We start from the raw sequence: 11772 nt of genomic DNA, 5'->3' as shown, positions 1-11772 counted from the left end.
GCAATGCCCGTCAAACGATGGCATTGCTTTTTTGTTTGGCAACCTGAGCCTGTTTCCGCTCCGTCATGACTGCGTTCAGTTGTCCGCCCAGCATGAGGATGATGGCAGAGAAGTACATCCACATCATGAGCACGATAATGGCTCCAATACTTCCGTAAGTATTCGAATAATTCCCGTAATTACCTACATAGAATGAAAAAGCGAGTGATGTTACAATCCATCCTACAGTCGAAAATATTGCGCCTGGAATGACACTTTTTAAATGGATTTTCAAATTTGGCACGACCCAGTAAATTGCGGAGAACACAAGGAAAATAAGAATTGGGGGAACAAACCATCTTAGACTATCCCATAACTTTAAAAATCCTTCTTCCAACCCAAAATAAGAGAATGCCAGGGTTCCAATCTGCTGGCCAAAAACCGGCAGGACAAGAGCAACGACCAAAACAGCTATCAGAGCAATCGTAAATACGACAGACATACCACGCGCAACGAAAAAAGAGCGGGTCTCTTCTGCGAAATACGATCGATTTAACGCTTTAGTCAAGGCATTCATCCCCTTGGATGCCGACCAAATTGTTGCGAGGGCACCGATGGATAATAACCCGCCATTCCGATTTTTCAATACTTCTGCGATTGTTGTTTCAATAAGTTGAGAGACGCTTCCCGGTGCATAATCCCTTATAAACAGGAAAATTTCACCGTGATTTAAATTTAAGTACGGTAATAGGGTTATGAGAAAGATTAATAGAGGAAAAAGGGACAATAGGAAAAAGAAAGCGAGCTGGGATCCAAGCCCCGTCACATCTACTTTCTTGATCCGCACGAGCAACTCTTTCAGAAAGCCTTGTGTCGTCGTCACATCAAATTTTTCCAAGTCACCTTCTTTTATATCTGCCATGAACCGCATGATGCCTGACTTTTTTGTATGCCGATCTTTCTTTTCTTTTTTCATATTGCGTTCAAGGGTACGTTGACCTCCCATCACATTTCCGTCACCCCTTTCCTTACTACTTACTTTTTTACAGATGGTTTTGTTGTTGTTTCGCCTTCATCTTTCACAATTGATTTGTATTCATCTTTCGATTCGACGAACGCTTCTTTCGTATCCACGACCAGTTCCTTTACTTGCGGTGTGAGCGTCTTTAATTCTTCAACTTGTGTTTTCAGATAATTGGCATCACCTGATAGCTGATTATAAACCATTTGAACCTTATCTTTTTTCTCCATCACCATCTGTTTCAGGTCATCCGGATTGTTCCTATAATAACTGATTTCCGAAATTATGTTTTTTGATTTTTTCGTTACTTGCTCACGGGTGCTCCGGTCAAATAAACTGATAGCTGCACCTGCTAGAGCTCCCAAAATTACAAATGTACCAAATTTTCCTTTACCCATTGAAAACCCTCCAATTCCCAAATCTTACGCATATTCCATTATACCCGACGCCCTACAAAAACAAACAATATAACGGATTTCTAAAAAAAGTCTTGACGAACCCACTCTATTTTCGGAATATTATCATTAACGCTAGAAAAGTAGTAAAAAAAGTGGAGAGGATATGATAATAATAAAATATTGTTAGGAACGGAGAATACACAGCATGATTACATTGAGGGGGATATGATATGGATGGATTGCAAGAGTTTTTAAACAAAGCGGGAGACCTGGTTTGGGGACCGCCGCTGCTGATTTTATTAGTCGGGACAGGTATATTCCTTACAGCAAGATTGACCTTCATTCAAGTGCGTTTACTGCCCTATTCCTTAAAACAAGTTTTTTCAAGAAAGCATGACAAAAAGGCAGACGGCGATATTTCCCAGTTCCAGGCATTGATGACAGCCATGGCCGCTACAGTAGGGGTCGGGAATATTGTCGGTGTCGCCGGAGCAGTGGCGACCGGCGGACCCGGAGCGATTTTCTGGATGTGGTTGGCTGGATTTTTCGGCATGGCGACCAAATACGGTGAGGCAATTCTAGCCGTCAAGTACCGCGTGAAAGATGCAAAGGGGCAAATGGCCGGAGGGCCGATGTATTATTTGGAACACGGATTAAAACAAAAATGGCTAGGTGTGCTATTTGCCATTTTTGGAGCGTTTGCGGCATTCGGAATCGGAAACGGGACCCAATCTAAAGCTGTTGCTGACGCGATGAGTAGCACATTCAATGTACCTCATTGGGCAACTGGAATCGGGCTAGTCATCTTCGGCGCTTTAGTTATTCTAGGTGGAATCAAATCAATTGGACGGGTGACCGCATTTTTTGTACCAATTATGGCACTCTTCTATTTTATTGCAGGATTAATTATCGTTGTGACAAATTTCAACCTCGTACCTGCTGCTTTCGCCTTAATCTTCAATGATGCCTTCACCGGGCAAGCGCTTGCAGGTGGAGCAATTGGGACAGTCATCCGATTCGGAGTGGCGCGCGGATTGTTCTCGAACGAAGCCGGTTTAGGTTCGGCTCCGATCGCAGCTGCGGCAGCCCGTACGGATATGCCTGGACGCCAAGCGCTCATCTCCATGACGCAAGTCTTGTTTGATACGCTGATCATTTGTTCCATCACAGGTGTTACGATTGTCATGTCAGGCAAATGGAATGAAGGAATTGACAAAGGTGCCTTGACAGCGGAAGCATTCGGAACTTTCCTCGGAAGTGCCGGTCCGATTGTTGTAGCTATCGGGTTGATTTTCTTCGCAACTTCCACCATTTTAGGTTGGAGTTATTACGGAGAAAAGTGCTTCCAGTATCTCTTCCCGAATCCAACAGCTGTCTTCGCGTATCGTCTCATCTTCGTCCTCTTCATCTTCGTGGGCGCAACAGCAACTTTGGATATCGTATGGACTTTGGCGGACGTTCTGAATGGTCTTATGGCTATCCCGAACTTGATCGGCCTACTCGGACTATCAGGTGTAATCGTGTTGGAGACGAAGCGTTTCCAAGCGAAGATCAAAGAAGAGAAAGAATCGTCAAATTGATGGATGACTTATCAATTTGACACTTTGGGAGAATAATGGAATACTTGGGTAGAAGCAATGGAAAGGCGGCTACTAGTATGGATCTATCAAACCCTTCACCAGAAAATGTTAGCTTCATGATTGAACAAATCAAAGAGAAGCTGCGCATGGTGAATGTCGATGCTATGAAAGCGGAGAATTTTAGTACGTCTCAATATGAGGACCTGCACGATATGTACCAAATGGTGATGAAACGGACCAATATCACGCCCAATGAAATGCAGGCAATCGCTGCTGAACTTGGTTCACTGCGGAAATGAAAAATGAAAAAGAGTGCATGGCCCATTTCGGTCCTGCACTCTTTTCCATTTTCAGTTGGCAACCGTTCCGTCTTCTAAAACAAGGGGCTCGATCAGCACTTCGACACGCCGATTTTTACTCCGGCCTTCCGCGCTGTCATTGGAAGCGATCGGATGATACTCCCCATATCCTTTCGCGCTGAACAACAGAGGATCCACCTTATCAGATTGCATCAGGATTTTCAGGAAATTGACCGCTCGCATGACGCTCAATTCCCAGTTCGACGAGAATTCTGCGTTGTTCATTGGCATATTGTCCGTATGTCCTGTTATGACGATCTGGCGCGGCTTGTCGAATATGAGCAATTCCGCAATATCATCGGCCAAGCCCCTATATTCCGGCTTGATTTCAGCCTTCCCCGGACTGAAAAGTATACTATCACGGATCGTGACAAGCAAACCTTCGTCCGTCAGTTTGGTTTCAAACTGGTTTTCCAATTCATGTACCGCGATATAATTGTCCAGCCGGTCCTGGATCTCCCCCAGCGAACGCTGATCTTCCAAATATGAACTGTTCTCATCATGCACTTCGATGGAATCTTTCGGGATGGGAACTGTCGTCGGCGCAGACTGCTCCATCACGCCCTTTCCCCCGTCAAAAATCTCATTGAATACGGTAGTCATTTGCGTGAATTTCGCCTCGTCGATAGAACTGGAGGCGAATAACACGATAAACAATGCGAGCAAAAGTGTCAGAAGGTCTGCATATGGTAACAGCCAGGATTCATCTACAGCATGCTCTTCCTGTTTTTTCTTCTTACGTTTCTTCGACAAACTGGCCAGCCCCTTTCTCGCTGGAATTTGCATTTGCCAGTTTTTTGCGTTCTTGGACAGATAGGTAAGAAGCAAGTTTTTGCTCAATGACTCGTGGAGCTTCCCCTTCCAGCACGGAAAGGATTCCTTCGATCATCATATGCCGCTGCCTTACCTCTTCCTTCGATTTCCGCTTCAGTTTATTGGCAAACGGATGCCATAGCACGTAACCAGTGAAGATTCCTAGCAATGTCGCGATAAAAGCGGCAGAAATGGCCAAACCAAGAGCCGCGATATCATCCAAGTTCTTCAGTGCTGCAATTAAACCGACAACTGCCCCAAGTACCCCTAGTGTCGGCGCATACGTTCCCGCTTGGGAAAAGATAAGTGCACCCGCTGCATGGCGCTCTTCCATGGCGTCGACTTCCTCCGACAAGACATCCCGGATATAATCCGCGTTTTGTCCATCAATTGCAAGACCCAGTCCATTTTTCAAAAACGGATCGTCGATTTCATCCGTTTTCGCCTCAAGTGCCAGTAACCCTTCACGACGTGCTATATCCGCCCATCCTGAAAACATCCGGATGATATCTGCATCAGAAGTAAGCTTCTGTTCTTTAAAAATTTTCCCGAAAAGCTTCGGTACATTTTTCAATTCACTCATTGGAAATGCAATGACCACGGATGCTATCGTCCCAAAGATGATAATCAGTATGGCCGCTAAATTCCATAGGTTGTCCGGCGTGACGCCTTTCATTGCCATTCCGACGAAGAGGGCGACAAACCCTAGAACAAGCCCGATAATTGTTGATAAATCCATGTTAGCCCCTCCAAGTAATCCATTCTTCTTATTACATCGACATTTTCAACCCTTTCTTTAGATATGCTTCTATAAGAGTTGTATAATAAATTTAACATCTGTCACAAGTTCTTAATATTCTTGTGACAGACTTTCTTAGTAAGTAAGTGCCAATTCATGTGTTTAGAAAGGAGCAGTTTGTCCATGACAACATTCGAAAACCGGTTGGAACGCTATGCGGAGTTAGCAGTTAAAGTGGGTGTCAACATCCAGCCAAATCAGTACTTGCTCATTAATGCTTCTATAGAGACGGCTGCATTTGTCCGGCTCGTCGTAGAGAAAGCTTATGATGCGGGTGCACGGCAAGTGTTTGTCGATTGGGTTGATGATGCCGTCTCCCGTATTAGATTTGAAAAAGCTCCCGCCGAGTCCTTTTCGGAGTTCCCGGATTGGAAAGTACAGGAACGAGAGCAACTTGCGGAAAAAGGGGCTGCCTTCATGAGCATCACTTCCCAAAGTCCCGATCTATTAAAAGGGATTGACCCTTCACGCATTGCCGATTCGCAAAAAGCGGCTGGCCAAGCGCTTGATCGGTTCAGACAAAAGATGCAGGCCGACAAATTCAGCTGGACTGTCATCGCCGCACCGTCCAAAGATTGGGCGGATAAAGTGTTTCCAGACCTTCCGGAAGACGACCGAGTTCCTGCCCTGTGGGAAGCGATTCTGAAATCGGTACGGGCAGACCAAGACGATCCTGTGCAAGCCTGGATCGATCATGACCAAACATTACATGCCAAAGTGGACTATTTAAATGAAAAGCGGTATCAGAAGCTTCACTATCGGGCACCGGGCACCGACCTGACCATTGAGCTTCCGGAAGGCCACTTATGGTGCGGGGCCGGCAGCATCAACGAGCAACAGCAAGCTTTCATGGCAAATATGCCGACAGAAGAGGTTTTTACTGTTCCGTTAAAAACCGGGGTCAATGGGTTCGTCTCCAGTACGAAACCTTTAAGTTATGGCGGCAATATCATCGACAACTTTAAAATTACATTTCAAGATGGCCGAATCACAGAGGTAGCGGCAGAGAAAGGAGAAGAAGTGCTTAAACGCCTTGTGGAAACGGATGACGGAGCTAAGTATCTGGGCGAAGTTGCATTGGTCCCTCATCACTCACCGATTTCCGAATCCGGTCTGCTCTTCTATAACACGCTATTCGACGAAAACGCCTCCAACCATTTGGCCATTGGAAGCGCCTATGCATTCTGTCTGGAAGGCGGAAAAACAATGTCCAGGGAACAGTTGGAAGAAAGAGGGCTGAACCAAAGTATCACCCATGTAGATTTCATGATCGGCTCGGATCGGATGGATATTGACGGCATCCGCCATGATGGAACGGCAGAGCCCGTATTCCGGGACGGTAACTGGGCTTTCTAAAATACGTCACAATTGATAAAAACATTTTAAAAAGACCTTAAAAAGATTGGAACTTTACTGTATAATGATAGCAGTGGCGAATTATATTTGTAGAGAGGAGTCTTTCACATGGGTCTCATGTTTACAACAGTTATCGGCTATATGGTCGTGCTTCTATTTGCTTCATTGTTCACAATGCATTATCTTTCCAAGGCTCTTAATGCTTCCGATGCGGAAAGAATCGATCCAAAACCGGATACTAAACTATAAAAGAGTTGCCTTCTAGCAGCTCTTTTGTTTTATCTGAGTGCAGATAAAGCCTTCGAAGTACAGGACATACTAGGATCGTTATTGCCGATCGAATAGCGTAGGGTTCGATTTTCCGTATTTCTACGTCCATTGCGGAAATACAGAAAATCGAACCTTGCACTGTTAGATTGGTAACGGTTACATAACCGACTTACTCGGACAAGAGAACATTTTTCCTTGAGCGATGTGGAGCTGACGAAGCATTCTTGTCTTGTCAGCCTGAAGCTCGATTCAAAAACTCGGCTCAATTAGGCCGATATGTAATTAATTATGATGTTGAACATGTCCTTCTAACGGGCACACTGTTTCTTTTAAAACCATATGGGGAAAAGGAACAGCAAATCCAAAAGGGGTAGGTGTAGTCAATGGCACTTTTAAATGAAATTTTGGAATTCAATGAAACTTTCGTTAGTGACAAGAGATATGAAGAGTATGCAACAACCAAGTTTCCAGACAAGCGGATCGTTATATTAACCTGCATGGATACACGTCTTACCGAACTATTGCCTAAAGCAATGAACTTGAAAAACGGCGATGCGAAAATCATTAAAAGTGCGGGCGCAATCGTCAACCATCCGTTCGGCGGGATCATGCGGAGCCTCCTTGTCTCCATTTATGAGCTTCAAGTCGACGAAGTGTACATCATTGGTCATTACGATTGTGGAATGAGCTCCATCGACACGGATCGTATAACTAAAAAAATGACCGATCGCGGAATTGATTCCAACATATTTCAAACACTAAAGTATTCGGGAATAGATATGAAGAATTGGTTGCATGGATTCAGCGATGTGACAGAAAGCGTCAAAATGAGTGTAGAAGTGGTACGGAATCACCCCTTAATGGATTCAAAAGTGCCTATACACGGCTTGGTTGTGCATCCGGATACAGGACAGCTTGACGTAATTGTCGATGGCTATCAATCTATTGTAGGAAAATAATTTGACCCCCGACAAATTTCCCGGGAAATAAACAAAAGCCACTTCCTCTATTCACAGGAAGTGGCTTCTTATTTTGGTCACCCATCTTCGAAATGGGGCCTTGCCCTTTCAATAATCGTCTTCTACGATCGCATACATATAATGATCTTCCCATACTCCATTGATATAGAGCAGTTTGCGCAGTAACCCCTCTTGCGTGTACCCCGAATTTTCCAGCACCTTAATAGAACCCAAATTCCGGGGCGAGACAAAAGCTTCAATGCGATGCAGTGCCAACTTCTCGATTGCGAACTTTGTCACAAGACCAACCGCTTCAGACCCCAGACCGCGACCGGTTTCCCCCTCATCAATTGAATACCCTACAAAACCACTAGAAAATGGAAGTCGTTTGATACTATACAAAGAAATATGTCCAATCAGTCTACTCGTTTCAGAATCGAAGATACCAAAATTGTATTCCCTTCGATTCCTCATTTGATAAAGCGACTCTCTAATTTTTTCCCGCTGGACCGCTACGGTAAAATAACTATCCTCATGCCGCGGCTCAAACACAGACCAATACTCCCGGTTGGCACTGAGAAGAGCTGTGAAAATGGAAGCATCTTCCTCAGTCAATATTCGTAAATAACAAGATCGCCCTTCAAGCAATATCAATGACATTCACCCTTTTACGAAGATACTTCCGGAATCTGGCCTGTTCAATCTTAGTATATCGTTGTCTGCCACATTTTTTACCTTTGTATCAAATTTATCTGTTGGTGCCTAGACTAAACTGGACGGTAGAAATCGCTTTCAAACCCCCTGTTCTCCGGCAAACCTTTGTAACACGAGCTGCATTTCATTATAACATGAATTTTCCATATACGAAATATTGCATTTGTGACGGAAACTTCACACTTTAGGTGCCACGCAATCCTGTTTGGAATGTATACTTACTGTAGGAGGATTAGACAATGCTAAAGATGATAATGACCTTTTCCTTCGTCGTGACAATGGCCGTCTACTCGATTGCCAACCTGTTGCCATTGAACGATCGGACGACTTGGGAAATTGCAGATAGGTTACCTGTGCTTTTTACACCTGCCGGATACGTTTTTTCTATTTGGATTGGTATTTATATCTTATTGGGCTTTTGGATATACGGCTTTAATGTTAGAACACGCTCTACCGCCTCTAGGACCCGACTTCGCGCAGTTCTTTTTATTTTCAGCTGTTTGTTTAATGTCGCTTGGGTTATATTATGGCATTACAGCTATTACACTCCAATGCTTTGCGTCAAAGTGATACTCCTTGGGCTGCTGCTTGCCCTCTATTTCACTTACCCCCCAAAAGAAAATTCCATTTGGGAAAGGGTACCGATATCCGTTTATGTTGGTTGGATCTTCATCTCCACGATTATGAATTTCAATTATGTTCTCACTTATCGGGAGTGGTCGGGCTGGGGACTGAGCGATCCGTTATGGACCGTCATCTATTTAACGATTGCCACAGCGTTTGCTTTTCACTTCCTCTACCATCATAAAGATATCGGGTTAAATATAGTGATCGTCTGGGCGTTTATTGGGATCATTGTTAAAAATGGTATTGATGAATTATTCGTTTCGGCAGCTGCCCTATTCCTGACAGCAGCCTTGATAGTCGGAATTTTGATGACACGGAAGAGTAAACATGGACAAGAAATAGTAAGCCAAGGAACCGAGAGCATAGCAGAATAAAAAATCGCCGTCCCTCCTTCAACTGAAGAAGAATACGGCGATTTTTATCTTTATTCAGCTGAAAACTCCATCTCAATAGATTTCGTGATGGATGTTGTTTATTTTCCTTACAGCGGTGGTCCAAACAACCGCTGAATAAGAACGCAGGCTAAGGTGACCCTTCACGAAAGTGCCTTAATTTCTGCAAAAAACACGCAGAAATACGGCAAATCGAACCCTTCGCTGTTCGATTCGTAATTGATTAATTTCTTTGTAATAGGCGAGGTGCGGAGGTAAATAAGAGTGATGCGACAATTGCAGATAAAATGATAGAGGGGATCATATAAGTCCCGTTATATACAAGTGAATAAAGCCATACCGGCTGATCACCAGCATATTGCGCGAAAAACACCATACCGCCGATGAAGTGAATTAGATAACGAAGAAGCCCCCCGATCACAGTGCCCACAACAATTGCTGCGATCATCGTCCCCTTCTTTCCACTCGCTTGACCACGCAGCACCCAAACAAGCGTCACAGCCGCAAGGCCCACCAAGGAATATGCAAAGAGATAATCAAGCGCAGCTTGCACCGGGTGATAAATTTTAGGGGTCGTTACCAACTGAATAAGTCCACTTAAAAATCCAGTCAACATGCCACCCGCAATGCCCCATCGAAAAGCCATCACAACAATTGGTAGCATAGACAGCGTTATCGATCCCCCTTGCGGCAATGAAAAGCCTACTTGATCCAGCACAAAAGAGATGGAGCCTAATATGGATACTTCCAATAAAAATTGAAGACGTTTTTTATCCAAATGAATTCCTCCTTCCTTGAAAAAATGGTAGGAGGATGTGAGAATGAAAAATAATTATTCCTAGCTAATGAAAAAAGACATCCCGGATAGAACCGGGACATCTATTATGCCAGTTTCCATCCACATCCCTACGCAAGAATGATCTTACAGGTTCAAAGGGTCAGGACAAGTATATGTCCAATCTCAGCCAAGCGGCACCCCTTGTGGTTTTTCATGCAATTGTCCACTCAAGTGTATAGCATTCATAGAAATTAAGCAAGATGATTTCAAGCACTGGAAATTTCTTGTACAATAGAAGCAAGATGGAGGGACGACTATGGCTAATCAAAAATTATTATCCGCATTGTGTTATTTTAGTATATTTTTTTCACCCTTGCTCTTTCCATTGATTGTCTATTTCATTTCCGAAGATTGGGAGGTGAAGCAACATGCAAAACGCTCACTCGTTTCCCATCTCGTTCCTACCGTTTTACTGATAGCCAGCTTCATTCTTTTTTCCTTCTCCATGTTCTCATTCTATGGACCAATGGACGGAAGCATGAACCATTTTGGGTTTTGGCAAATTACACCATTCCTTTTTGTTGCGATTTATGGCCTGCTCTTCCTCGTCATCGTTATCTGGAATATAATCCAAGGCGTCAAAGTACTTAAATGAAGTTTACATTAGGAAGCCAGTGGGAAATATATATATAAAGATGTTGTAGGAAGAAGGCGATGAAGAATGAAAAGATTAATTAAAACTGCGATAAAATGGGCGCCTGTCCTTTACCCGATCGTCCGCAAATTTCTATCCAAAAGAAGCAAATACGGTTCTTCCATCCCTCGAAGATAATGAAAACGCGAGTCCACAAAAAGTGGCCTTGCGTTTTTTTCTTGTTCTACTAGCAAAAGTTTGCGGGCTTTTGGAATTCTGGAATATGTTATAGTATGGTATGGTAACGACTGAACGGTAGAAAGGATTTGTACAGGATGATCGTAAAAAACGAACAAGAAATCGAAGCATTGAAAAAGATAGGGAGAATTGTTGCGGAAATTCGGGAAGAAATGAAGAAAGCAACTGTTCCGGGCATCACAACAAAAGAAATTGATGAGTTGGGCGGCCGCCTCTTTCAAGAGAAAGGAGCCATTTCCGCGCCGATTGACCAATATGATTTCCCGGGCTATACGTGCATCAGTGTCAACAATGAAGTCGCACACGGCATTCCAGGGTCCCGGGTGATCCAGGACGGTGACTTGGTCAATATCGATGTGTCCGGCTCCTATGGTGGGTACTTCGCCGATACTGGAATTTCGTTCGTCGTCGGAACTCCTGATGAAAAGAAACAGAAGCTCTGCGATGTCGCAAAAAGTGCATTTAATCGCGCGATGACCAAAGTGAAAGCTGGTTCCCGCTTGAACCAGATTGGCAAGGCGGTGGAGCGGGTAGCCAAGGACAATGGGCTTTTTGTCATCAAGAACCTGACAGGTCACGGTATTGGCACTTCCCTGCACGAGGAACCCCAACATATTTTGAATTATTACGATGCGTGGGATGAAACCTTAATGACAGAAGGAATGGTCTTAGCTGTCGAGCCATTTATATCCGAAAAAGCCGAGCATATCATCGAGTTGGGAGACGGCTGGACATTTGTGACGCCGGACGGTTCTCTCGTCGCCCAGATTGAACACACGATTATTGTCACGAAAGATGAACCGATTATCTTGACTTCCTTGGAAGAGGATTAATG

Annotated in this window: 14 protein-coding genes and 1 riboswitch; of the genes, 8 read left to right on the top strand and 6 right to left on the bottom strand. The window is 44.1% G+C overall.

All coding sequences use genetic code 11. The features are described 5' to 3' along the window. Positions 1-10: 10 nt before the first annotated feature. Both AB1K83_RS15335 and AB1K83_RS15330 read right to left on the bottom strand, forming a co-directional pair. Complete coding sequence (locus tag AB1K83_RS15335) at positions 11-910, bottom strand: YihY/virulence factor BrkB family protein (protein ID WP_413059120.1); 900 nt, start codon at positions 908-910, stop codon at positions 11-13. Between the two features lie 104 nt (positions 911-1014). After that, positions 1015-1398 (bottom strand): YtxH domain-containing protein, encoded by a 384-nt coding sequence (locus tag AB1K83_RS15330; RefSeq protein WP_413059091.1) that lies wholly within the window; start codon positions 1396-1398, stop codon positions 1015-1017. Positions 1399-1628: 230 nt separating this feature from the next. Here AB1K83_RS15330 and AB1K83_RS15325 point away from each other — a divergent pair, with 230 nt between their 5' ends. Then, positions 1629-2978 carry an alanine/glycine:cation symporter family protein gene (locus AB1K83_RS15325; protein WP_413059090.1) on the top strand — a complete coding sequence of 450 codons (1350 nt, stop codon included), beginning with the start codon at positions 1629-1631 and terminating at the stop codon, positions 2976-2978. Between the two features lie 77 nt (positions 2979-3055). Then, complete coding sequence (locus AB1K83_RS15320; protein WP_413059089.1) at positions 3056-3277, top strand: DUF1128 domain-containing protein; 222 nt, start codon at positions 3056-3058, stop codon at positions 3275-3277. Positions 3278-3328: 51 nt separating this feature from the next. Here AB1K83_RS15320 and motB read toward each other — a convergent pair whose 3' ends face one another. Then, positions 3329-4090 (bottom strand): flagellar motor protein MotB, encoded by a 762-nt coding sequence (motB, locus tag AB1K83_RS15315; protein ID WP_413059088.1) that lies wholly within the window; start codon positions 4088-4090, stop codon positions 3329-3331. Further along, positions 4074-4889 (bottom strand): flagellar motor stator protein MotA, encoded by an 816-nt coding sequence (gene motA / locus AB1K83_RS15310; RefSeq protein ID WP_413059087.1) that lies wholly within the window; start codon positions 4887-4889, stop codon positions 4074-4076. Before motA ends, motB begins: the two co-directional genes overlap by 17 nt. Before the next feature lie 183 nt (positions 4890-5072). On the opposite strand from motA, the gene AB1K83_RS15305 reads away from it, so the two are divergent. From AB1K83_RS15305 to AB1K83_RS15295, 3 genes are all read left to right on the top strand, one after another. Beyond that, positions 5073-6305 carry an aminopeptidase gene (locus AB1K83_RS15305; protein WP_413059086.1) on the top strand — a complete coding sequence of 411 codons (1233 nt, stop codon included), beginning with the start codon at positions 5073-5075 and terminating at the stop codon, positions 6303-6305. A 108-nt stretch (positions 6306-6413) separates the two neighbouring features. Continuing rightward, positions 6414-6554, top strand: a complete 141-nt coding sequence (locus tag AB1K83_RS15300; protein WP_413059085.1) for a hypothetical protein — start codon at positions 6414-6416, stop codon at positions 6552-6554. Between the two features lie 404 nt (positions 6555-6958). After that, on the top strand, positions 6959-7534 hold the full coding sequence (locus AB1K83_RS15295) for a beta-class carbonic anhydrase (RefSeq protein ID WP_413059084.1): 576 nt from the start codon (positions 6959-6961) through the stop codon (positions 7532-7534). 108 nt (positions 7535-7642) lie between these two features. On the opposite strand, the gene AB1K83_RS15290 is transcribed toward AB1K83_RS15295, so the two are convergent. Beyond that, a complete protein-coding gene (locus AB1K83_RS15290; protein WP_413059083.1) occupies positions 7643-8188 on the bottom strand; it encodes a GNAT family N-acetyltransferase in 546 nt (181 codons plus the stop codon). A gap of 299 nt (positions 8189-8487) precedes the next feature. Here AB1K83_RS15290 and AB1K83_RS15285 point away from each other — a divergent pair, with 299 nt between their 5' ends. After that, the gene (locus AB1K83_RS15285) at positions 8488-9249 is read left to right on the top strand and encodes a tryptophan-rich sensory protein (RefSeq protein WP_413059082.1); all 762 of its coding nucleotides are present in this window, start codon (positions 8488-8490) and stop codon (positions 9247-9249) included. A gap of 241 nt (positions 9250-9490) precedes the next feature. Here AB1K83_RS15285 and thiT read toward each other — a convergent pair whose 3' ends face one another. Then, positions 9491-10045 (bottom strand): energy-coupled thiamine transporter ThiT, encoded by a 555-nt coding sequence (thiT, locus tag AB1K83_RS15280; RefSeq protein WP_413059081.1) that lies wholly within the window; start codon positions 10043-10045, stop codon positions 9491-9493. 108 nt (positions 10046-10153) lie between these two features. Next, positions 10154-10257, bottom strand: a riboswitch (TPP riboswitch). 104 nt (positions 10258-10361) lie between these two features. Here thiT and AB1K83_RS15275 point away from each other — a divergent pair. Continuing rightward, positions 10362-10700 (top strand): DUF4870 domain-containing protein, encoded by a 339-nt coding sequence (locus AB1K83_RS15275; protein ID WP_413059080.1) that lies wholly within the window; start codon positions 10362-10364, stop codon positions 10698-10700. Positions 10701-11014: 314 nt separating this feature from the next. Beyond that, the gene (gene map, locus AB1K83_RS15270; protein ID WP_413059079.1) at positions 11015-11770 is read left to right on the top strand and encodes a type I methionyl aminopeptidase; all 756 of its coding nucleotides are present in this window, start codon (positions 11015-11017) and stop codon (positions 11768-11770) included. Positions 11771-11772: the final 2 nt, after the last annotated feature.

Origin of the sequence: Sporosarcina sp. 179-K 3D1 HS, from assembly GCF_047228905.1 — a bacterium.
Taxonomy (GTDB): Bacteria; Bacillota; Bacilli; order Bacillales_A; family Planococcaceae; genus Sporosarcina.
This window is presented reverse-complemented; position numbering and strand designations above follow the sequence as displayed.

What these genes read in the sequence shown, in the direction of transcription:
- AB1K83_RS15335 (WP_413059120.1), bottom strand. Translation starts at nt 910, where the DNA reads ATGCGGTTCATGGCAGATATAAAAGAAGGTGACTTGGAAAAATTTGAT.
- AB1K83_RS15300 (WP_413059085.1), top strand. Translation starts at nt 6,414, where the DNA reads ATGGGTCTCATGTTTACAACAGTTATCGGCTATATGGTCGTGCTTCTA.
- map (WP_413059079.1), top strand. Translation starts at nt 11,015, where the DNA reads ATGATCGTAAAAAACGAACAAGAAATCGAAGCATTGAAAAAGATAGGG.
- AB1K83_RS15330 (WP_413059091.1), bottom strand. Translation starts at nt 1,398, where the DNA reads ATGGGTAAAGGAAAATTTGGTACATTTGTAATTTTGGGAGCTCTAGCA.
- AB1K83_RS15275 (WP_413059080.1), top strand. Translation starts at nt 10,362, where the DNA reads ATGGCTAATCAAAAATTATTATCCGCATTGTGTTATTTTAGTATATTT.
- AB1K83_RS15295 (WP_413059084.1), top strand. Translation starts at nt 6,959, where the DNA reads ATGGCACTTTTAAATGAAATTTTGGAATTCAATGAAACTTTCGTTAGT.
- AB1K83_RS15320 (WP_413059089.1), top strand. Translation starts at nt 3,056, where the DNA reads ATGGATCTATCAAACCCTTCACCAGAAAATGTTAGCTTCATGATTGAA.
- AB1K83_RS15285 (WP_413059082.1), top strand. Translation starts at nt 8,488, where the DNA reads ATGCTAAAGATGATAATGACCTTTTCCTTCGTCGTGACAATGGCCGTC.
- motA (WP_413059087.1), bottom strand. Translation starts at nt 4,889, where the DNA reads ATGGATTTATCAACAATTATCGGGCTTGTTCTAGGGTTTGTCGCCCTC.
- AB1K83_RS15305 (WP_413059086.1), top strand. Translation starts at nt 5,073, where the DNA reads ATGACAACATTCGAAAACCGGTTGGAACGCTATGCGGAGTTAGCAGTT.
- AB1K83_RS15325 (WP_413059090.1), top strand. Translation starts at nt 1,629, where the DNA reads ATGGATGGATTGCAAGAGTTTTTAAACAAAGCGGGAGACCTGGTTTGG.